Source organism: Paenibacillus auburnensis, assembly GCF_927798115.1.
GTDB classification, from domain to species: domain Bacteria; phylum Bacillota; class Bacilli; order Paenibacillales; family Paenibacillaceae; genus Paenibacillus_AQ; species Paenibacillus_AQ auburnensis.
The window spans coordinates 23,698-44,754 of the sequence record NZ_CAKMMG010000016.1 but is presented as its reverse complement, the minus strand read 5'-3'; the positions used below and the strand labels follow the sequence as shown (position 1 = coordinate 44,754).

Below are 21,057 nucleotides of genomic sequence, written 5' to 3'. Positions count from 1 at the left end.
CGTCCCTTCTGAAGTCAGCAGCTGAAAGCTACAGTCTGCGGTACAGCCATACGGCTGTAATGATACCGGCGAGACTGAGCAGGCACAATTTCAAATGAATAGTGATATCATAGGTTATGATGTCCAAATCGGCTTGCGGCGACCACTTAAGAACAGTCGGGGCTGTAAGAAAAGACAGGGCTTTTACAGGCTCCAGCAGCTTGGCGATCCATGCCCCGGCAAGCCAGCCCAGAATAAGAAATAACAGCAGTGTTCCTACATTTTTCTTCTTCATCCACGTCTTCCCTCGCCATTTTTTGACACCTTAATTATTATACGGTGAAACTGAGTTCAATACAAACTCAAAATCCACATCGGTAATGATTACCATTCAGCCCGTTTAAACTGAATGCTCCGGGTATCAAAAATCCCCCGGCCAGGGCGGGACACCGGGCCGGGGGATACTATATTTCCTGTTAACTAAGCAAGGAGAGCAGGCTCTTCTGGCTTGCCAGGAAGCTCATCATCGAATCCTGCACTTCCCAAAGCAGTCCTTGCGCTTGATTCTTATTATATTCGTTAAGTGCTGCAATTCCCTGGCTCACGGATTTCTCCAGCCCTGCACAAAGACTCTTCCCTTCGGCAGTCAGACCCGGTTCCAGTCCTTTGACAGCCTCATTCCACTGCATATGAAGGTCACTGACAGCAGCGCTGTCCACGTTCCCACCGGCTCCGCTAAGCAACGATGCAGACAGGCTGCTCAGCTCATTCACCAGCTTCCCGCTGGCAGCAAAGTAGCTGTTCACAGCCTCAGAGGCCCCGGCAAAAGCAGCCTGATCCGCGGCCGGCAATGTCACTTCTCTTACGTACAGCTCAATTCCCTGATTCTTAAGTCCGCTGCTAAGCAGCTTGGCCTGCTCGCGGTCAGGTGACATTCCGGCATAGACCCGGTTGCCGCCCTCAGGATCTAAACCGGCGGCGAGTCCCGCAGTGAGTAATTCCTGCTGAGCCTGCTGAGCTCCTGCCGGGGTACTGAACACACCGTATTGCAGCAGATAGTAGCTCTGCTCTGCAATTGCTACGGGTATGCGGCCTGCAGCAGAGATGTCCGGCTGCCCCGTACCGCTGGTAGTCTGCTGGCCGGAAGAAGTATTCGCCTGGCTCTGCACGGCTGCCCTATTGGCTCCGGCAGCCCCGTTGCTGCCGCCATCATTCACACCGCTGATAAAGTTCAGCGCTGCGTAGCCCAGCAACACCCCAATCCCCAGCGCTCCGGCAACAGGAAGTGCGAATTTCCACCATTGCGTAGGCCGGCGGGTCTGGTAAGAGCCTCCATAACTGACTCCGGAGTAGGAGATATCCCCGTAGTTCTCCGATTCGTCAGAAGACGCGAATTCCGAATACTGGCTGCCTTGTCTGTATTCTTCCTCATGAATAATAGCCGCGGGATGGCGCGAGGGTCTTTCCTGCAGATCATACACAGGCTCTACTTCGACATCCCTATAGGACCAAGTCTCTAAAGGGATTGTCTCCTCACGCTGCTGCGTGCTGCTATAATCCTTGACTGTACCGAGACCTCCGCCGCCTACACTTATATCCTGCGGTGCTTGTCCGCTCTTGTCCTTGTTCATATCAAAGCGGAATGTCATTCTTCCGTTATTCAAATCTCACACCTCACTATCGTCTATTCGTTAAGAGAATATATGATAGAGAGAGGGCGAATATGCTATTTTGCTATGATTACACCAAACTGAGCACTTTTTCCTTAATATTGCTTGCCTCATAATACTTCAGCAGTGTCCGGTAGGCCTGATCAGCTATAATTGATCCGAGTTCCGGGGTCAGCAGCAGCTTCACCACTTGTTCGGCAACTTCACCGGTGGTGTCGGCCAGCAGAATGCTCCGGCCCGGCTCGCAATATATTCCCTCCGCACTCTTCGGGCCCGTAACTACCGGTGTCCGCAGCGCCCAAGCTTCAAGTATGTTCAGCGGGCTGCCGCAGCCTTCACGGAGTGTAGTCACAACCGCCTTCACCCGCCGTATGTATGTGTACGCCTCTCCGCTCTCTTCAATGATCCGCACAGAGGAATCCAGCTTGGCCAAAGCTGCAACCTCCGGATGAACCTCACTGCTGACTATGTAACATTTGCAGTCTGAAACCTTAGCCTTAATTAACGGATACACCTTCTTATGAAAGGTCAATGCCGCATTCTTACCCTGAGTGGTGTGCATATTCCAGTGAAGCAGGATTGCATTCTCTTTGACGGCAGGCTCGCTGTATTGAAAGTCGTCCAGATCGATAAAATGCGGCACGACATGAACCTTGCCAGCATCCGCAAAGGACAGGGCCTTGAATGAAAGGGCATCCCACTCGGAAGCCGTCAGCAGCAGAGCAGTTTTGTTCAATAATTTACGTTCATCCCGCCGGGACAGTGCCGCATTTAACTTATGATAACGTCTGCTTAGACCCCGTTTGCCCGCAGCCTTTCCCTCTGACTGCATGCTCTCCAAGCGCTGTAAATCGGTAATAATTGCAGCTTCGGGCAGCAACGAAGACACTATATCAATGCAGTCGCCAGGCACTCCCTGCGCAATAAATACATGGCTGTATGTATGCAAGCTGCACAGACGTCTGATTTCTGCCTGAAGATCTTTATCTGCATAACTATGAACAGCTTTTCCCCGCAGCTTATATAGCGAATCCAACAGAGACTTGCGCGGCCTGGAGACTTGATTTACAGTGTGCATCCTAAGCGCAGGATCAGGGCGTAAAGTTGAGTCACGCTGGCTTCTGCAATATTCAAGCAGATCGATATCGAATCTCTCCAGCAGGATGCCGATCAGACTTTCCGTTCGTATTTCTCCTTCTGCATCATCCCCCAAACCTTGAATCTGGGCAGAAAGAAACAGCATTTTCTCTCTCATATCTCTAGCTCCTTGGTTCTATAAAAATAATAAACCTCATATTAACGTGCAGAAAAAGCAGGCCGGATACACACCCAGCCGCTTTTTATAGAACTTTAGTTGTAGATCAATAGTAGCGCAGTTTATTGAGAAAGATTGTCGATTTATGAGAGAAAAATTTTTTTATTTCTAAATATGAATAGTTTTAGACAAGACTCAGCAGCTTCTCCCTCACACTATCGGCCTCATAATTAGCCATCAGCGTCCGATGCGCCTGCTCCGCCAGCTTGGCTCCCTGTTTACGATCCTGGAGCAATTGCACGACACTACCGGCAAAAGTCACGGGATCATCGGCAATCATAATATTGCTGCCATGCTTGTAGAGCAAACCCTCCGCACCTTTGGTGCTGGAGACAACAGGGGTCTTCAGCGCCCAGGCTTCCAGTATCTTCAGACGGGTCCCGCTCCCTTCCAGCAGAGGTGCAATAACCACCTGTGCTTTCCGTACATAGTCAGCCACACTGTCTACATAACCGGTAATCACAATGGACGGATCCTTCTCCGCCAGCGCAGCCACATCAGGATGCACATCCCGGCCTACAATATACCATTTGATCTCCGGAACCTGTGCTTTGATCAGCGGATAGATATCGCGGTAGAAATAGACGGCTGCATTAACGTTCGGAAAGTAGTTCATATTCCCGGGAAGGATGATCCACTTCTCTTTCTCCGGTTCTGCTTTTGAACGATAATCGCCGATCCGAATGAAGTTGGGGATGACATGTACTTTATAGGAATTTTTGCTGGACAGCGCTTTGAAGGACAATCCGTCCTGTTCAGAGGTTGTCAGCAGCAGATTGGTCTTATCCATCAGCTTCAGCTCATCCAGCCGGGTCCAGAACGCATTCAGCTTAAAATACAGCTTGGCGATACCGTGCTTCTTTTGTGCCAGCTGCGCCGAGAGATTGCTCTCAAAATTGTGGGCATCCGTAATAATGACTGCCTCCGGCAACACTCCGCGAACAATATCAATACAGGATCCTAGCAGGCTATGAGAGATAAAGACGTGACTATAGCTGTTCTGTTTGCTAAGCATAATAATCTGGCTGTGCATATCCATATCTGCATGACTCATATAAGAGCAGTTGCGCCACTTATAGAGTGATCGGAGCATCGCCTTACGGTAACTCATCCGACGTTCCACTTCATGCATGGTAAAGGCCGGCGCACTCTCTTGCGGCTTCTGTTCCCGCGGGTTCCGGTAGGTTAGCAGGTCTACCTCATATTTCATCATCAAAATATTCAGAATATTGCCAGTCCTCAGTTTGCCGCCGCTGTCTTGCGGAAAAGGATTCTCAGCGGAAATAAACAGTAATCTTTCTTTCATGACCTCGTCTCCTACTCTCCACTTTATCTGTAATTTTTTGGGCATACTTATCCATTTAGGATATATTACCCCAAAGCGGCGCAGGTTTTTGTCGTTTTATAGGATTTTACATAAATATTTCAAAATATTTTCTACTTCTAAAAGTGCAGTACCGCCATACAACAGGGTTGTACACGCTTCCATTAAAATTAAATAAATTTTATAAAAAAAGCGTATCCTTTCCGAATGATCAGAAAGAATACGCTTCGAGATATAGCTTCAATCATTTTATGCTTGTTTGCCGTGCCCCTTCAGAGCTTCTGCCAAGGTGTACCCAACCTTCCAGATATCTCCGGCGCCCATAGTGAGCACCAGATCACCTGGAGCTATACGGCCTTGCAGGTCTGCCAGTACGGCTTCCTTGGTCGGCAGATGCCTTGCCCCGGCGTTGCTGTTCTGCACAATCAGCTCCACCAGTTTCGCGGAGGTCACGCCTTCAATCTGCTTCTCACCGGCCGGTGAGTAAATGTCGGTAATGATTACCTCGTCTGCTTCACTGAAGGCCCGGCTGAATGCATCCAGCAGGAAGAACGTCCGGGTATACCGCTGCGGCTGGAAAACGGCAATAATCCGTTTACCCGTAGCTTTAGCGGCGCTGATGGTAGCCTGAATTTCTGTAGGGTGATGCGCATAGTCATCAATCACCAGAATGTCATTGGCTTCGCCAAGCACCTGGAATCGGCGTTTGGCACCGTGGAATTTCACTATAGCGTCAGCGATGGCCTCGAAAGCGATGCCTGACTTCAGGCAGGCGATTACCGCAGCCATTGAATTGTACAGATTGTATTTTCCGGGAATGGACAGCTCAATCCGTCCCAGCACTTGACCGCGGCTGCTCATCGTATAGGAGACCAGCCGGTCACCCAGCACGATGTCAGTGGCGGTATAGTCCGCATCCGGCGAATGAATGCCGTAAGTGATGACATTACCTTTCACTTCAGACAACAGCGAGCTTGCCGTCTCGTCATCGGCACAGACAATGGCTGTGCCGTCTTCACGAAGCTGATTCATAAACTGGACGTAGGCAGCCTTCAGCTTGCCGAAATCGCCGCCATAGTTCTCCAGATGATCCGCTTCAATATTAGTCACAATCGCCAGCCAAGGGTGGTACTGAAGGAAGGAGCCGTCGCTTTCATCCGCTTCGGCCACGACGAATTCTCCTTGTCCGGCCTTGGCATTGGTTCCGACATTCATAATCTCCCCGCCGATAATATATGTCGGGTCCACTCCGCAATCCTCCATGATCAAAGCGATCATCGAGGAGGTGGTTGTTTTGCCGTGCGCCCCTGCAACGGCAACTCCCTTGCGTTCATTCAGCAGCCGGGCAAGCATCTGGGAACGGTGCAGAATCGGGATTTTGAGACGCTCCGCCTCCATCCATTCCACATTGTCACTTGCCAGCGCCGTAGAGTAAACTACGAGATCCGCACCTTTTACCTGCTCCGCAGTATGTCCGATATAAACCTTGGCACCTTTGGCAATCAGTTTCTCTGTCAATTCCTGAGCTGCCACATCGGAGCCCGTAACCGTATATCCCATCTCAAGCATTACCCGGGCAATCGCGCTCATTCCGTAGCCGCCGATCCCTATAAAATGCACACGTTCAGTAGTATCCAACAGTTCGTCACCAGCCTTTTTCAGAATCGGGTTGCCGCAAAAGCGTACTGCGCACATCGGAGATCAGATACAGCGTGCCGGACACGACCGCAAGATCATTCTCTGACGTGATCGACTGCAGCAGCTGCAGCGCCTTACCCCAATTACGTTCTACTATGATTTCCAAATTTTCTTTGGCATATTTATCCCGCAGACGTTCTGCGATGGCCTGCAGTTCTTCCGCGTCCATTTTCTTCCGGAAATCCGGTTCGGTCAGGATGAGCGTATCCACTATAGGCAGTATATGCTTGAAGTATGACTCATGATGCTTATTTGCCAGCATCCCCATGAGCAAATTTAATTTGCCGTACTTATAAAACTGCGGCAGGCTTTTGGCCAGGCTCTCAGCGCCTTCGGGATTATGTGCCCCGTCGAGTACTATCCGCGGAGAGCGGCTTACTTCCTCCAGCCTTCCAGCCCAGAACGTATTCTTAAAGCCTTCCAGCACATCCTCGTCCTCAAGCATGAACGCCATGTATTGACGAAGAACCTCCAGCGTCATCATGGCCCCGGCCGCATTACTCAGCTGATGCTCGCCTTTCATGCCAATGCCAACGTCCAGCGAACGGAACGGGCCTTTAAAGTTAAAGCGCTGTACACCATCCTCAATCCCCGTCAGATCATAGCTGAAATCTTCTCCAGCCAGATAGAGGGTCGAGCGGCAGGCTGCCGCTTTGGCCTTAAGCACAGCGATAACTTCGGGCTGGCTCACGCAGCTGACTACAGGAACTCCGGGCTTGATGATTCCGGCTTTTTCACCGGCAATCTTCTCCAGGGTATCTCCCAGCACATCGGTATGATCATGGCCGACATTTGTAATCACGGACACGACTGGCGTCACGATGTTCGTTACATCCAGCCTTCCCCCAAGACCCGTCTCCCATACGACTACATCGGGATAACAGCGCTCCGCATAGTAGAGGATAGCCAGCGCCGTAGCCACTTCAAACATCGTGGGTGAACCCAGCTCAGTCCCGGCAATTTCTTCGACGAGCGGACGCAGCTTCTCCGCAAGCTCGGCGAGAGTCTCTTCAGGAATATCCATGCCATTATACTGAAAACGGTTGGTGAATTTGGTGATATAGGGAGAAGTGAACGTTCCAACGCTATACCCGCTCTTCAGCAGCACACTTGTCAAAAAAGCGCAGGTCGAGCCTTTGCCGTTCGTCCCCGCTACATGAATGAACTTCAGCTTGCGGTGCGGATTGCCCAGCTTCTCCATCAGCACTTCAATCCGCTCCAGCCCCGGACGGATGCCGAAAGGAATCAGACCGTTAATCCAGTCGACCGCTTCTGTATAAGAACTTAAGGGAGCGGTACCGCCGCTCCCGATCATCTCTTCCATGTCCCTTATCCTCTCAGCTCTGCGATGCGGGCCAGCACTTTCTCGCGCTTAGCGGAATAATCCGCCTGCTTAGCCCGTTCCTCTTCGATGACTTTTGCCGGTGCCTTGGCAACAAAACCCTGGTTACCCAGCTTCTTCTCTACGCGTTCTACTTCGCTGTTCAGCGTCTGCACTTCTTTTTCCAAACGAATAATTTCCTGTTCGATATCGATCAGACCAGATAGCGGCAGCAGGAGCTCTGCTCCTGTAACTACTGCGGACATAACCTTATCCGGAGTTTGCGGATTAAGGCCAGCTTCGAACGAAGAAGTATTGCAGAAACGCCCGATGTAATTATCGTTGCGGGTAATGATGCTAAGCGTTTCTTCGCTTCCGGCTTTGATGATCAGCTCAACCTTTTTACTCATCGGCACATTCACTTCAGCACGGATGTTACGAACCGCACGGATAACATCCATCAGCAGGTTCATTTCCGCAACAGCCTCAGGGTTCTCAAGTGCCGCATCATACACAGGCCACTGCGCAAGGGTAATCGTCTCGCCCTCATGCGGCAGATGCTGCCAGATTTCCTCGGTAATGAACGGCATGAACGGATGAATCAAGCGCAGCGTGCGGTCCAGCACATAGGCAAGCACCGATTGGGTCTTGGCTTTGGCGGCTGCATCCGCACCATAAAGCGACAGCTTCGCGAACTCGATATACCAGTCACACAGATCATCCCAAATGAAGTTGTACAAGAGACGGCCAGTCTCACCGTACTCGTACGAGTCAATTAGACGCGTAATATCGCGAGAAGTTTCGTTCAGGCGGTGTAAAATCCAGCGGTCCGCCGTAGTAAGCTCACCTGTAATGTCAATATCTGCAAAGCTTACACCTTCCAGATTCATCAGTGCGAAGCGGGAAGCATTCCAGATCTTATTGGCAAAATTGCGCGCCTGCTCTACCTTCTCCATACGGAAACGCAGATCCTGTCCGGCTGTGCTGCCCGTCGAAATCATGTACCGCATAGCATCCGCACCATATTGCTCGATCACATCCAGCGGATCAATCCCGTTGCCAAGCGATTTGGACATTTTACGTCCTTCTGCATCCCGTACCAGACCGTGCATGAAGACATCGTTAAACGGCTTCTTGCCGGTAAATTCGAGTGCGGAGAAGATCATACGGGCTACCCAGAAGTAAATGATGTCATAGCCGGTAACCAGGACATTGTTCGGATAAAAGCGCTGATAATCGCTGCTGTTCTCATCCGGCCAGCCGAGCGTGGCGAACGGCCACAGATTGGAGCTGAACCAGGTGTCGAGAACATCCTCATCCTGCTTCAGATCATCCAGACCGCTGATTTCGCGGGCTTCATCTTCGGAATACGCAACAAACACTTCACCGGTAGACTCAGAGTACCAGGCCGGGATGCGGTGTCCCCACCACAATTGGCGGGAAATACACCAGTCACGTACATTTTCGATCCAGTTCAGATAGGTTTTCTCAAAACGGTCCGGCACGAAGTTAACGCCTTCACCGTTCTTCTGTGCAGTAATGGCAGCTTCGGCCAGCGGCTGCATCTTAACGAACCATTGGGTGGATAGGTAAGGCTCAACTACTGCCCCGGAACGCTCGCTGTGACCAACCTGGTGCACATGGTCTTCTATGGAGATCAGAACACCCTGCTCCTTCAGATCAGCAACGATATTCTTGCGGCATTCGCTGCGGTCCTGACCCTGGTAAGGTCCGGCTTCCTCATTCATTGTGCCGCCTTCGTCCATCACATTAATCTGCGGCAGGTTATGGCGCAGACCTACCTCGAAGTCGTTCGGATCATGGGCCGGGGTGATCTTCACCGCTCCGCTGCCGAATTCCTTCTCTACATAATCATCGGCAATAACCGGAATCTCACGGCCGACGATCGGGAGAACCAGAGTTTTGCCGATCAGGTCTTTGTAGCGTTCATCCTTAGGATGCACCGCTACCGCTGTATCGCCCAGCATCGTCTCCGGACGTGTAGTCGCTACCGTAATGAAGCCGCTGCCGTCCTTAAGCGGATAACGCAGATGGTACAGGTGCCCGTTAACTTCCTTATATTCCACTTCGATATCCGACAATGCGGTACGCGCAGCCGGATCCCAGTTGATAATACGCTTGCCGCGGTAGATCAGGCCTTTGCGGTACAGCTCAACAAAGACTTGGCGTACCCCTTTGGTTAATCCTTCATCCAGCGTAAACCGCTCCCGCGAATAGTCCAGAGACAGCCCCATCTTCGCCCATTGCCCATGAATGGTTTCGGCATACTGCTCTTTCCAAGCCCATACCTGCTCCAGGAATTTCTCGCGCCCGAGATCATGGCGTGAAATTCCCTGCTGGCGCAGCTTCTGCTCCACCTTGGTCTGGGTAGCGATCCCGGCATGGTCCGTTCCCGGCAGCCACAGGGTGTCAAAACCCTGCATCCGCTTGGTGCGGATCAGGATATCCTGCAGCGTGAAATCCAGCGCATGCCCGATGTGCAGCATGCCCGTTACGTTCGGCGGAGGAATTACGATGCTGTAAGGCTCGGCATCAGGCCGCAATCCGGCTTTGAAAAATTCGTTCTCCATCCAGTAGGTGTACCATTTCTGCTCTGCCGCCTTCGGATCATATGTAGTCGGCATTTCGCTCTTGGCGTTATTGTCAGCAGCGGCATTGTCTACCGCAGCCTGCGTGTCCGGCAGCTCCGCTGCCGCATTAGTGTTGTGATCAGCCATGTTCTGAACCTCCATTAAGATAACTGTATTGTTTGTGGTCATGAAAATACAAAAAGGCCTTTCGTCTCAAAGGACGAAAGGCCATTCTTTCGCGGTACCACCTTTGTTTCGCGCTAACAGAAAATAAACCTCTGCCCGGGTCCCTTACGGTTCCAGAGCTTAGCGCGACACTCACGCAGATAACGGCTGCATCCGGCCACATCCTACACTGCAACCCTGATTCAGGGTAAGCATTTCAGAAGGGCGACTCCGGGGCGACTTCGGTGGCTGCATCCTGCGGAAATTCACAGCAATTACAATTCCGCTCTCTGAAGGGCTGACCGCCTACTCTTCCCGTTCCCAGTCTTTAGCTAAGTTTTACTTAATCCCATAATACAGTTAGTACTATTCCTAGTCAACCAGCATACGCACAAACCGCTGGACTTATACCGCCCAAATAAAAAATTTGGCGAAATACAAAAAGAAACCTCTCCTTACTGAAAAATGGAAGGATGACCAACCATTTTATAAGGAGAGATTTCTTTCGTACCATTCATGCCGTTCATAAAGCTCTACGGAATGTATAAGACCTGCCCTTCCTCCACATTCTGGCCGGACAGCCGGTTATACATGACCAGTTCCCGTGCACTCAGCTGATACTTCTCGGCAATAGTGTCCAGGGTATCTTCCCGCTGTACAATGCAGAGCCGGACTTTGCGGAACAGCTCGGCACCGCCCAATCCGCCGATAAAGCGACTCTTCCATTCACTATCATTCCCGGCCTCCGGAATAGGCGCTGCAGGAACCGCTCCGCTCAGGGCGGCAGTCTCCTGCTCCTTATGGGCACGGCTTGAACTGAGCAATGAAGAGAAGGTGAGGTGCTCTTTTGCAGGAGTCTCTTCTTCCTTCTTGCTTCCCAATGCGATTTTCAGATCCGTCTTTTCTTCCTGGGCGGGCAGCGTCTCCGGCGAATGAAAGACTTCATTCTCCTTGTATTCGGCTGGCTCGGGGAGCACCTCTTCATCCTGAGCCTGAACCTCAGGCGGAGCATTATCCTCTGCTTCGGCAGCAACCGAAGAAGGCTCTTCCCGGTGAATCGCATAATTCTCTGCTGCAGCTGTGTCGTCTTCAAAAGCAGTCACTGGTGCAGCAGCAGGAATAACAGCATCTGCGGAAGCACTGCCTGATACTTGCGCTAACTCCGGTGAGTTAAGCGTATTTGCAGCTTCCGCCTTCTCCCGCGCACCAAAAAAGTGTCCGGAAAGCGGCTCTGCATTGCCTTTGTGGGAATCAAAGCTATGCGTCCGCAGCTTCGCTTCCTTGTCCTTCTGCAGCTGCGCTGAGGAGCCTCCCGGCTGAGTGTAGACGGAGTCTTCCACGAAAAGCGGATTTACTGCAGCTTCCGCTGTAAAGACAGCATTCTCGTGTTCATCTACCGGGGCTTCAGCTGCACCTTCACCGTACGTCCACAGCGAATTCTCGTACAGGGCATCGTTATCATGCTCACGGGGTTCAGCCGGAGCATCACTTCCCCGGCCTTCATCCTCCGGAGAATAAGCAACTGTGTACTCTTCCTGCTGCCAGGCGGCCCCAGTATCCGTTCCGCCGATTCCCCGCAAGGAGAGCACGCCTGTTATGTTGACAGTACGCATTGTAAGCAGGTCAACATCGAAATTCTCGATCTCCACCCCTATGTCTTCAAGTGAACTGACCCGGGTCAGCGGAACTGTGATTTCAACGGGAATGGCATGCTCCAGACGCACGGTCCGGTCATTTTCTCCCCGGTAAAGTCCGGTGAGCAGCAGCTGGCCGTAGAGCTCGGCCCGGTCCTCCCGCTGAATTACCTGAATATCCGGAATCAGCTCCACCTCTTCCAGCTCAGCTATTCCCGGAAGTTCTGCAGGTAGGTGAATGCGTTCATAAATATCAAACCGCAAGCCGTGGGACTGGTCAAACACGGGAAATGTCCTCCTTCTTGGCATAATCTAACTCTGAGACAAGCCCAGAGCATAAGCCCAAAATGTTACTCCACTCATGTATATGCTTCAATCAGGAAGGCATGACTATTTTGGACATAACAGCATAAGTCACGGCTTATTTCCCTTACTGGTGAGGATGCTGGCGTCTGGAATCCAATAATCTTCCGGAAGTCTACTGCGCAAAATATGCTCCAGAGGATTACCGGGGTCGGTTAGACTGAGGATATCCGCAGGATGAAAAGCACCGGAAATAGGCCGGGCTTTCCGTTTAATCAAATGCAATATACTAGCAGCAGCGCTTGGCTGCGGCCATGCCTGTATCCCTGCGGCCAAGTGGTATCCTTTGAGTGTCCCTTCTACCATCGAATCCAGTGAACGGCTGTGCTTAGCCCAGCGCTTCGCCTCACTCCCCGTCTTGGCCCGCAGCCCGTCATCGTTCAGCAGCTGTTCCAGCTGTTTCGCCAGCGCCTCCGGATTCTCCGGGGGCACAATCCAGCCTGTTGCCCCGTGCTGTACCATTTCCGGCATCCCTGACGTACCGGCTACAACAGGGGCAATGCCGGCAAGCTGCGCTTCCGTAACCGAAAAGGGCTGCGTATCCTGCAGGCTGGGCTGAACATAAATATCCGCTTCTGCCAGTGCAGAGGGAATATTGTCTATTTTGCCGGGGAATAAAACGAAGTCCTGGATGCCAAGCTCCTGCGCCTGTTCTTTTAACTCCTCCATAAGGCTGCCGGTCCCGGCGATCACACAAATCCAGTCCTGGCGCTGCTGCTTCACAATACCAAGTGCACTTATCAATACATGAACTCCCTTGATATATTCAAGACGTCCGGCGTACATAATGACCTTCCGCCCGTGATCCAGATGGAGCGGAGAGGGCATTGCCGCTTTTACTTCATATTCGTTCAGATTGACTCCATAGGGCTGAAGGTGAATCCGCTCCTGCTCCACTCCCAGTTCTTCCACCAGCTGACCGATCCATTCCGATGAGACCATAATCAGATCCGCAGCGTTCGCTCCAAGCTGTTCGATCCGGCGGAAATAACTCCAGATTGGCCTGCGCTCATATTCCTGCTTTGTCAGCCCCGGCTCAAGCCCTTTGTATTCATAAAACGACTCACGGGCCAGAGCCCCATGAACACTGGAGACCAGCGGCACAGGAACCTTCATAATCCGCCGTAGCGCATAAGAGGAAATCAGATCCTGGGCATGAATCACATCATAATTCTGCAGACCGAGCGCCGTAGCCCCGCCTTCGAATACATAGCGCCCCAGCTCAAAGCTGAAAATGCCATGCTCCTGATGCAAATGAGGGAACTTCTGCGAATCCAGATAAGGCAGCAGCGCGGTATAATACGCTTTTTTATCAAAGAGAGCGTTCTCGTTCAGCAGATATAAGGTATTGCTCTCTACATGGCTGCCCATGAGTGTTACCGTATGCCCCTGCTCGCCCAGCTTGTCTGAGAGTTGTTTCATGTACGTCCAGATTCCCCCCATATTGGTGAGTCCCCAGTAGGTAACCAGCAATATTCTCATGAACCCCTCTCCCCCGGCAAATAGAATTCACTAATGAACAAAGTATTATATGACCGGTGCCGCTTCCCCGACATGGGTGAGAGTCCTTTTGTACAACAAAGAAAATAGCCTGCAAATTTTCAAAATATATTTTTATCACGCTTCAACATTTCGGGTATAATCGGTATAACTCTGGAAAGGAAGTCAGGCGATGATGTCAAAAGCACGAATTTTCGATTTGTCACTGTTTGTTGCTGCTGTAGGCATAGCACTCGGGACGCATCCCGGTGTAGCCTTGAACTATACATATCTCAAAGCGATGCTGCTGTACTGGGTATTCGCCAGCTTTTATTTCCAGCTGCGCATTGTGACCCGGAGCGGAAACTCGACCATTGACTACGCGATTAGCTACACTTCCTCCTTTGGTATTTTTGCCGGCCCGCTGGGTACGCTGATCTATGAGATTTGTTACCGGGTTACCGTATTTCTCTATAAAAAGAAAACCAAAACCGCTGATCCCGGAGAGTTCCTGGATACCTTTTATAATATCGGTTCCTTCACGCTTGGCGGTACTGCCGCCTACTATTTGTACACGCTTCTCTATCCGGTTGCCACCAATTTCCCGGCCGGATACTGGCTGCTGTTCCTGCTGGTGGTCTGTGTTACAACCTTTCTGTCCTCAGGCTTCCTGGTAATCACCTTTGCACTCTCAGGGGATATTAAGACGCGGAAAGAAGCGCTGAATCTGCTGTTAAAAAGTCGGAATCTGCTGGACTTCAGCAAAGTCGCACTAACCAATGCCCTGCTGCTGCGCCTCCTGCAAATGGAGAAATGGGAAATGCTGATCGCTCTTTTCCTGCTGAATTACATCGTCAGCCTCTCCTTCTTCTCGAAATCGCAGAGCGCCCAGCATAAGTTCGAACGGGACAAATTCGAGCAGATGGCTTACCGGGACTTTTTGACCGGCAGCTACAACCGTGCCCACATGGACAAAATGATGAAAGAACTGGATCATAGCGGCGAATGTATCGGCATCGTAGTGGCCGACATCGACCGGTTCAAAAAAATTAACGACACCTACAATCATGCTGTCGGCGACAAAGTCATCGTCGATTTTGCCGACACCCTGAAATCGCATTTGCACGAGGACGATATTCTCTTCCGCAGCGGTGGAGAAGAGTTCACCCTGTTTCTGAGAAATAAATCCTTCGTGGAGTGCCGGTCCATAATTGAAGAAATTCTGAAGGATATTGCAGAGCATTCCGCTACGGCTGAGTATGAGGACCAGTTGATCAAAGTCAGATATTCAGCTTCCTTCGGCCTCTATTACTACAAGACGGATCAGAACACCTCTATGCAAAAAGGTTATGTCTGCGCGGACCAGCTTCTGCTGGAGTCCAAAAAACTCGGCAGAAACCGGCTCACACACAAAAATGAGCTGGCCGATTAATATCGAAGCAGAAATCAGACAAAGAGCCGTTTCACCGGGTAGTCCGGCTGAAACGGCTCTTTGTTTAGGCGGAATGCAGCAGAGTGAAACTCCTCCTATGTTCCCCTTACAGCTCAGTAGCATTAAATGTATCTCCGCCTGCAATCGTGCCGGAATTGAAGCCTTTATAGAACCAGCGTTTCCGCTGCTCCGAGGTTCCGTGCGTAAAGCTGTCCGGCACCGCATAGCCCTGGGTCTGCTTCTGGATCGTATCATCGCCGACTGCGCTGGCTGCCGTCAATGCTTCGTCCAAGTCACCTTCCTCCAGCAGATTCATACCCTGGGCATGTTTAGCCCACACACCGGCCAGATAATCGGCTTGCAGCTCAAAGCGGACCTGATATTTGTTGAATTCCGTCTTACTCAGGCTCTGGCGGAGCGCATTCAGCTTCTCCGAGGTTCCAAGCAAGGTCTGTACATGATGCCCTACCTCGTGGGCAATGACGTAAGCCATCGCAAAATCGCCCGGGGCCTGAAAACGCTGCTGCAGCTCATCATAGAAACTTAGATCAATATACAGCTTGCTGTCGCCCGGACAATAAAACGGCCCGACCGCCGAGCTTGCTGTCCCGCAGGCTGAGTCTACACTGCCGCTGTAGAGCACCAGCGTAGGGTCCGTATAGGTCAATCCCTGCTGAGCGAATACCTCTGTCCATACATCCTCTGTATCTGCCAGCACAACAGAGACAAATTCCGCTAGCTCTTTATCCTGCGCCGTCTCCTGGTAAGGAGCATTGGAGGTAGTCCCGCTGGAAGTCAGACCTCCCAAAATATCACCGACATTGCCGCCGCTGAGCAGCGTTACGATCACTACTAGAATGATACCGCCGATCCCGCCGCCGACCATTTTGCCGCCGCCGCCCATGCCCCTGCGGTCCTCCACATTCGAGCTGCCTCTTCTACCCTGCCATTTCATAGCTGAGCCCCCCAGTCGTATTTACACTAAACGATTCATGTGAACAGAACTCTTATTAGTGTTATACCCAAAATCTGCAGAAGCTCACTTCCACTTGCTGGATGTGCGGGCATCCGTTAAGGGGCAAATGACAAAACAAAACTTAAAGGCCGGGAGAAACACCAGATTACAGGCGTTTCTCCCGGCCTTAAATATTGTTAGAGCTGAGAACCTCCGAGCGACTCCCGCAGCCGCAGCATATCCTCCGGCCAGGGATCGGCCACCAGGATCTGCTCTTTGCTCCAGGGATGGCGAAAAGCCAGAGACTCACCGTGCAGCGCCTGGCGGCCGCGTTCGGCAAGGCCCCAGCGTGGTCCGCCATAGAGCTCATCGCCAATGAGCGGATGACCTACATGGCTGAGGTGGACACGGATCTGATGTGTACGTCCGGTCTCAAGCTCGACCTTCAGCGAGGTGCCTCCGCGCAGTACCTCACGCCCGATGATCCGCGTTACCGCCGGCTGCCCGCCGGGTGAGACCCGCCGGCGTGACGCATGATGGCGGTCACGGCCGATCGGCTCGTCGATCACGGTAAGCGCAGGCGGCACGATGCCTTCGGCGATAGCTGCATACAGGCGCGAAATATTCTTGCCGCGCATATCCTCGTCGAGTGTAAGCTGGGCATATTCATTCTTCGCGTACAGCACAGGCCCCGTTGTATCCTTGTCCAGGCGGTGAATATGCCGTACCGCCACACCTCCGCCGGAAGATGCATAATGCCCGGCCACCAGATGATCCAGCGTAACCTCCGTTCCACTGCCATCCGGGTGCACGGCCATGCCTGCAGGCTTATGGACGACGAGGCAGAAGTCGTCCTCATACAGCACGGTGGCTTCCTGCCATACCGGTTCGAGGCCCGCCTCCCGGTGCGGGAAAAGCGCCAGCCGCAGCCGGTCGCCCCGCCACTGGATGCCGCCTTCACGGCGCAGCCGCGTATGCAGCTTCAGCGGTATCCCGGCGGTCTCCAGCAGCCACAGATCGATGGCTGCTTCTTTGTCAGCGGCTCCGGTGACAGCCCGGCCGGGCATGGCTTCCAGCCATTCCCCGCGCCGGGTCCAGGCGCCGCCGCCCTTGAAGCCGGTGCCTTCTCCGCCAGCCGTCACAGCGATTTCAAGGCCTGGTAATGGGCCTCGATCGTATCGTCAATATCCTGCTCGGTGTGTACACCAGAGACGAACATGCCTTCAAACTGCGACGGCGGAACGCTGATGCCCTGATCGAGCATTTTGCCGAAGTAGGTACGGAATCTGTTCAGGTCGCTTGTCTTCGCCGTTTCGAAATTGTATACCGGCCCTTCGGTAAAGAACGGGCAGACCATCGAGCCCACACGGTTGACCGTCAGCGGAATGCCGGTCTCTTCGCTGTTGCGCTTCAGTCCTGCTTCCAGGCGCGCACCGAGCGTCTCCAGCCGGTCGTACACCTCCGGAGTCAGCAGCTTCAGCGTGCTGTAGCCGGCAGCCATCGCCAGCGGATTACCGCTGAGCGTTCCCGCCTGATAGATCGGGCCGGACGGAGCGATTTGCTCCATGATCTCTCTCCGGCCGCCGTAAGCACCAACCGGAAGACCGCCGCCGATTACTTTGCCGAAGCAAGTCAGATCCGGATCAATCCCGAATAGCCCCTGCGCACAGCCCCGGTTCACCCGGAAGCCGGTCATCACCTCATCAAAAATCAGCAAAGCCCCGTACCCTGTCGTTACCTTGCGCAGGCCTTCGAGGAAGCCCGGCTGAGGCGGAACAACGCCCATATTTCCGGCAATCGGCTCGACAATCACTGCTGCAATCTCATTGCCGTAGCGTTCAAACGCGATTTTGGCACCTTCCAGATCGTTATAAGGCACGGTGATTGTATTCACCGCAACGCCCTCCGGCACTCCCGGACTGTCGGGCAGACCCAGCGTAGCTACACCCGAACCGGCTTTGATCAGCAGGCTGTCAGCATGTCCATGGTAGGAGCCTTCGAACTTGAGGATTTTGCTCCGTCCGGTATAGCCCCGGGCCAGACGAATGGCGCTCATCGTAGCTTCTGTACCGGAGTTAACCATCCGTACGATGTCGACGGAAGGTACACGCTCCACTACCGTTTTAGCCATTTCCGTCTCCAGCAGGGTAGGCGCCCCGAAGCTTGTCCCTTTTACCGCTGTCTCCTGCAGCGCTTGGACCACTTCAGGATGGGCATGACCCATAATGAGCGGCCCCCAGGAGCAGACATAGTCGATAAAGCTGTTGCCGTCGATATCATAGATGCGCGAGCCGATCCCGTGATCCACGTACACTGGTGTCAGACCCACAGATTTGAACGCCCGCACCGGGCTGTTCACCCCGCCGGGAATATACTGTTTCGCTTCTTCAAAAGCCGCCCTGGAAGCCTCTTCCCGGCGCGCCAATGGCACATTGCCCATGCTTAATCACTCCTGTTCTGTTCTCTCTTATTTAACCGCGCAGCCAGCGGGCGGCATCCTTCGCAAAATAAGTGATGATAATATCCGCGCCTGCGCGCTTCATGCCGGTCAGCATTTCCAGCACAACCGCTTTCTCATCAATCCAGCCTTGCAGCGCCGCTGCTTTGACCATAGAGTATTCCCCACTCACATTGTAAGCCACCAGCGGCAGATCGAACTGGTCGCGGATGGTCCGGATCACATCCAGATAAGCAAGCGCCGGTTTGACCATCAGCATATCTGCACCTTCCAGCACATCGGAATCCGCTTCACGAATGGCCTCCCGCAGATTGGCCGGGTCCATCTGATAAGTTTTGCGGTTGCCGAACTGCGGTGCGGAATCAGCCGCCTCACGGAACGGGCCGTAGAACGCAGAAGCGTATTTCACTGAATAGGACATAATCGGCACATGCTCGAACCCGTTCTCATCCAGCCCGGTACGGATCGCCTGCACGAAACCGTCCATCATGTTTGAAGGGGCAATAATATCAGCGCCCGCCTTAGCCTGCGATACCGCAGTACGGGTCAGTAGCTCCAGCGAAGCATCGTTGATCACATCGCCATGCACGACACCATCCACCACATGTGTATGGACCATCCCGCAGTGGCCGTGATCCGTAAATTCGCACAGGCAAGTATCGGCAACGACCAGCAGCTCAGGATACCACTGCTTAATCAGCCGCGTTGCTTCCTGCACAATCCCGTCATCGGCGAAGCCGGAAGAACCGATGGCGTCCTTGGTTTCAGGAATTCCGAACAGCAGGACAGCCAGAATGCCAAGTGCCGCAATCTCGTCCACCTCCGCCTTCAGCATATCCAGTGAAAAATGATATACGCCCGGCATCGAGCCGATCTCATTCTTCACTCCTGTTCCATAAGTCACAAAAATCGGCTGGATAAAGTCCAGCGTATTCAGCACCGTCTCCCGCACCATTCCGCGGATTCCGGCTGTACCGCGCAGACGGCGGTGACGGGTAATTGGAAAACTCATTTGTATGTCCTCCTGTTTAGTAGTTATGTAAACACAATCCGGAAACAATCTGCGCTGTTAATGCTTACCCACAAAGTGCTCCCGGATCACAGCAACCAAATGACCTGTCTCTACCGTAGTCTGGTCGACTCATTCCAGCGGCACAGCTCCTGCACCAGCCCTTCAATCGTCGCTTCTTCCGGAAGCAGCCCCGGGGTCAGGCCCGCCTCAACTGCGGTTTCTTCCGTTACCGGACCGATACAGGCAATCGTGACTCCTGCCAGCAGCTGAAGCGGATCTTCCAGCCCCATGCGCTCCAGGATGCTGATAAAATTACGTACTGTCGAAGAGCTGGTAAAGGTAATCGCATGAATCCGCTTCTCCTCCAGCAGCCTGATCAGTTCAATATCATCCTCGCCGGTCACCACCGTCTCGTAGGTGTCCACTTCGGTCACTTCCAGCCCCAGTTCCCTCAGCTTGTCCGGCAGCCACTCGCGCGCCAGATCACCGCGTGGCAGAAGCACCTTCTGCCCCGGCTCAAGCCGCGGGCCAAAGGCTTCGAGCAGCCCTTCCGCCTGGAAGCGGGCGGGCAGCTCCTCGGCCATCAGCCCGCGCTCCGCCAGCGCCGCGGCTGTGGCCGGCCCCACCGCGCCGATCTTCGCGCGGTGCAGGCCGCGGATGTCCACCTTGAGCTCCGCCAGGTGGCGCCAAAAGAACTCCACGCCGTTCGCGCTCGTGAAGAAAACCCAATCATAAGCTTCCAGCGCTCCCAGCGCGGAAGCAATGGCGGCTTTCTTCTCTGCGTTTTCCTGCATGACCGTCTCAATGACCGGGAACTCGTAGGGTTCCCCGCCGAGCTCCTCAATGCGGTCCACCAGCTCGCTGGCCTGGCTGCGGGCGCGGGTCACGACGATGCGCTTGCCGAACAGCGGCAGCGCCTCTACCCACTGCAGCTGCTTGCGCTGCAGCACCACATCGCCGACGACGATCACCGCCGGCGGCTGGAAATCAGCCGCCTTGACCTTGTCCTCTATGTCGGCGAGCGTGCCCACAAGCGTCTCCTGATCGGCGCGCGTGCCCCAGCGGACCAGCGCCACCGGCGTCTCCGGCGGACGCCCATGCTTGATCAGCTGGTCGCTGATGTAGCCGATCTTGGCTACGCCCATCAGGAATACCAGGGTTCCCGTAGCATTCGTGACTTTATCCCAGTGAATGGAACGATCCAGCTTATCCGGGCTCTCATGACCGGTGATAATCGACAGGGAGGAGGCGTAATCCCGGTGTGTCACCGGTATGCCGGCATACGCCGGCACGCTGATCGCCGACGTGATGCCAGGTACAATCTCATAGTAGATGCCATGCCGCCGCAGCAGCTCCGCTTCTTCACCCACCCGGCCAAAAATCGTCGGGTCTCCGCCCTTAAGCCGCACTACCGTCTTCCCTTCAAGCGCCAGATCAACCAGCAGCTGGTTGATCTCCTCCTGCTTCATGGTATGGCGGTCAGGCAATTTGCCCACGTAAATTTTTTGACCGCCGGGTTTCATATGTTTCAGCAGCCTCGGGCTTGCGAGCCGGTCATAGACCAACACATCCGCCTTTTGAATACACTCCAAGCCCTTCACTGTGATCAGCTTCGCATCTCCCGGGCCTGCACCTACCAGATATACTTTCCCCGTCATCTC

Annotated in this window: 15 protein-coding genes and 1 other annotated feature; of the genes, 1 reads left to right on the top strand and 14 read right to left on the bottom strand. The window is 53.3% G+C overall.

The genetic code is table 11. The features are described 5' to 3' along the window. Window positions 1-28 precede the first annotated feature (28 nt). From L6H70_RS27905 to L6H70_RS27865, 9 genes are all read right to left on the bottom strand, one after another. Window positions 29-274 (bottom strand): DUF4321 domain-containing protein, encoded by a 246-nt coding sequence (locus L6H70_RS27905; RefSeq protein ID WP_206101681.1) that lies wholly within the window; start codon window positions 272-274, stop codon window positions 29-31. Window positions 275-455: 181 nt separating this feature from the next. Then, the gene (locus L6H70_RS27900) at window positions 456-1,610 is read right to left on the bottom strand and encodes an SPOR domain-containing protein (protein WP_236337461.1); all 1,155 of its coding nucleotides are present in this window, start codon (window positions 1,608-1,610) and stop codon (window positions 456-458) included. A gap of 109 nt (window positions 1,611-1,719) precedes the next feature. Beyond that, entirely contained in the window at window positions 1,720-2,904 is a 1,185-nt protein-coding gene (locus tag L6H70_RS27895) for a glycosyltransferase (RefSeq protein ID WP_236337460.1), read from the bottom strand. Between the two features lie 184 nt (window positions 2,905-3,088). After that, on the bottom strand, window positions 3,089-4,270 hold the full coding sequence (locus L6H70_RS27890) for a glycosyltransferase family 4 protein (protein WP_236337458.1): 1,182 nt from the start codon (window positions 4,268-4,270) through the stop codon (window positions 3,089-3,091). A 267-nt stretch (window positions 4,271-4,537) separates the two neighbouring features. Beyond that, window positions 4,538-5,926 (bottom strand): UDP-N-acetylmuramate--L-alanine ligase, encoded by a 1,389-nt coding sequence (murC, locus tag L6H70_RS27885; protein WP_236337456.1) that lies wholly within the window; start codon window positions 5,924-5,926, stop codon window positions 4,538-4,540. 7 nt (window positions 5,927-5,933) lie between these two features. Then, complete coding sequence (locus L6H70_RS27880) at window positions 5,934-7,310, bottom strand: bifunctional folylpolyglutamate synthase/dihydrofolate synthase (RefSeq protein ID WP_236337454.1); 1,377 nt, start codon at window positions 7,308-7,310, stop codon at window positions 5,934-5,936. A 5-nt stretch (window positions 7,311-7,315) separates the two neighbouring features. Further along, window positions 7,316-9,952: a valine--tRNA ligase gene (locus L6H70_RS27875; RefSeq protein ID WP_236337477.1), complete on the bottom strand. Its 2,637-nt coding sequence runs from the start codon at window positions 9,950-9,952 to the stop codon at window positions 7,316-7,318. Between the two features lie 159 nt (window positions 9,953-10,111). Continuing rightward, window positions 10,112-10,395: a binding site (T-box leader), on the bottom strand. 201 nt (window positions 10,396-10,596) lie between these two features. Next, entirely contained in the window at window positions 10,597-11,982 is a 1,386-nt protein-coding gene (locus L6H70_RS27870) for a LysM peptidoglycan-binding domain-containing protein (protein WP_236337453.1), read from the bottom strand. A 129-nt stretch (window positions 11,983-12,111) separates the two neighbouring features. Next, on the bottom strand, window positions 12,112-13,542 hold the full coding sequence (locus L6H70_RS27865; protein ID WP_236337452.1) for a glycosyltransferase family 4 protein: 1,431 nt from the start codon (window positions 13,540-13,542) through the stop codon (window positions 12,112-12,114). Between the two features lie 193 nt (window positions 13,543-13,735). Here L6H70_RS27865 and L6H70_RS27860 point away from each other — a divergent pair, with 193 nt between their 5' ends. Beyond that, window positions 13,736-14,971 carry a GGDEF domain-containing protein gene (locus L6H70_RS27860; RefSeq protein WP_236337451.1) on the top strand — a complete coding sequence of 412 codons (1,236 nt, stop codon included), beginning with the start codon at window positions 13,736-13,738 and terminating at the stop codon, window positions 14,969-14,971. A 106-nt stretch (window positions 14,972-15,077) separates the two neighbouring features. On the opposite strand, the gene ypfJ is transcribed toward L6H70_RS27860, so the two are convergent. The 5 genes from ypfJ to cobA form a co-directional block, all read right to left on the bottom strand. Beyond that, entirely contained in the window at window positions 15,078-15,926 is an 849-nt protein-coding gene (gene ypfJ, locus L6H70_RS27855; protein WP_236337450.1) for a KPN_02809 family neutral zinc metallopeptidase, read from the bottom strand. Between the two features lie 197 nt (window positions 15,927-16,123). Beyond that, the gene (locus L6H70_RS27850; protein ID WP_236337476.1) at window positions 16,124-16,993 is read right to left on the bottom strand and encodes an RluA family pseudouridine synthase; all 870 of its coding nucleotides are present in this window, start codon (window positions 16,991-16,993) and stop codon (window positions 16,124-16,126) included. Between the two features lie 71 nt (window positions 16,994-17,064). Continuing rightward, window positions 17,065-18,366, bottom strand: a complete 1,302-nt coding sequence (gene hemL / locus L6H70_RS27845) for a glutamate-1-semialdehyde 2,1-aminomutase (RefSeq protein ID WP_236337449.1) — start codon at window positions 18,364-18,366, stop codon at window positions 17,065-17,067. Between the two features lie 31 nt (window positions 18,367-18,397). Next, entirely contained in the window at window positions 18,398-19,396 is a 999-nt protein-coding gene (gene hemB, locus L6H70_RS27840) for a porphobilinogen synthase (RefSeq protein WP_236337448.1), read from the bottom strand. Between the two features lie 110 nt (window positions 19,397-19,506). Beyond that, entirely contained in the window at window positions 19,507-21,054 is a 1,548-nt protein-coding gene (gene cobA / locus L6H70_RS27835; RefSeq protein WP_236337447.1) for a uroporphyrinogen-III C-methyltransferase, read from the bottom strand. Window positions 21,055-21,057 lie beyond the last annotated feature (3 nt).

Excerpts from the sequence above, each read along its gene's own strand:
- L6H70_RS27895 (WP_236337460.1), bottom strand. The coding sequence starts at position 2,904 with ATGAGAGAGAAAATGCTGTTTCTTTCTGCCCAGATTCAAGGTTTGGGG.
- hemL (WP_236337449.1), bottom strand. The coding sequence starts at position 18,366 with ATGGGCAATGTGCCATTGGCGCGCCGGGAAGAGGCTTCCAGGGCGGCT.
- L6H70_RS27890 (WP_236337458.1), bottom strand. The coding sequence starts at position 4,270 with ATGAAAGAAAGATTACTGTTTATTTCCGCTGAGAATCCTTTTCCGCAA.
- L6H70_RS27865 (WP_236337452.1), bottom strand. The coding sequence starts at position 13,542 with ATGAGAATATTGCTGGTTACCTACTGGGGACTCACCAATATGGGGGGA.
- cobA (WP_236337447.1), bottom strand. The coding sequence starts at position 21,054 with ATGACGGGGAAAGTATATCTGGTAGGTGCAGGCCCGGGAGATGCGAAG.
- hemB (WP_236337448.1), bottom strand. The coding sequence starts at position 19,396 with ATGAGTTTTCCAATTACCCGTCACCGCCGTCTGCGCGGTACAGCCGGA.
- L6H70_RS27905 (WP_206101681.1), bottom strand. The coding sequence starts at position 274 with ATGAAGAAGAAAAATGTAGGAACACTGCTGTTATTTCTTATTCTGGGC.
- L6H70_RS27860 (WP_236337451.1), top strand. The coding sequence starts at position 13,736 with ATGTCAAAAGCACGAATTTTCGATTTGTCACTGTTTGTTGCTGCTGTA.
- L6H70_RS27850 (WP_236337476.1), bottom strand. The coding sequence starts at position 16,993 with ATGCCCGGCCGGGCTGTCACCGGAGCCGCTGACAAAGAAGCAGCCATC.
- L6H70_RS27880 (WP_236337454.1), bottom strand. The coding sequence starts at position 7,310 with ATGGAAGAGATGATCGGGAGCGGCGGTACCGCTCCCTTAAGTTCTTAT.
- ypfJ (WP_236337450.1), bottom strand. The coding sequence starts at position 15,926 with ATGAAATGGCAGGGTAGAAGAGGCAGCTCGAATGTGGAGGACCGCAGG.
- L6H70_RS27900 (WP_236337461.1), bottom strand. The coding sequence starts at position 1,610 with ATGAACAAGGACAAGAGCGGACAAGCACCGCAGGATATAAGTGTAGGC.
- L6H70_RS27875 (WP_236337477.1), bottom strand. The coding sequence starts at position 9,952 with ATGCCGACTACATATGATCCGAAGGCGGCAGAGCAGAAATGGTACACC.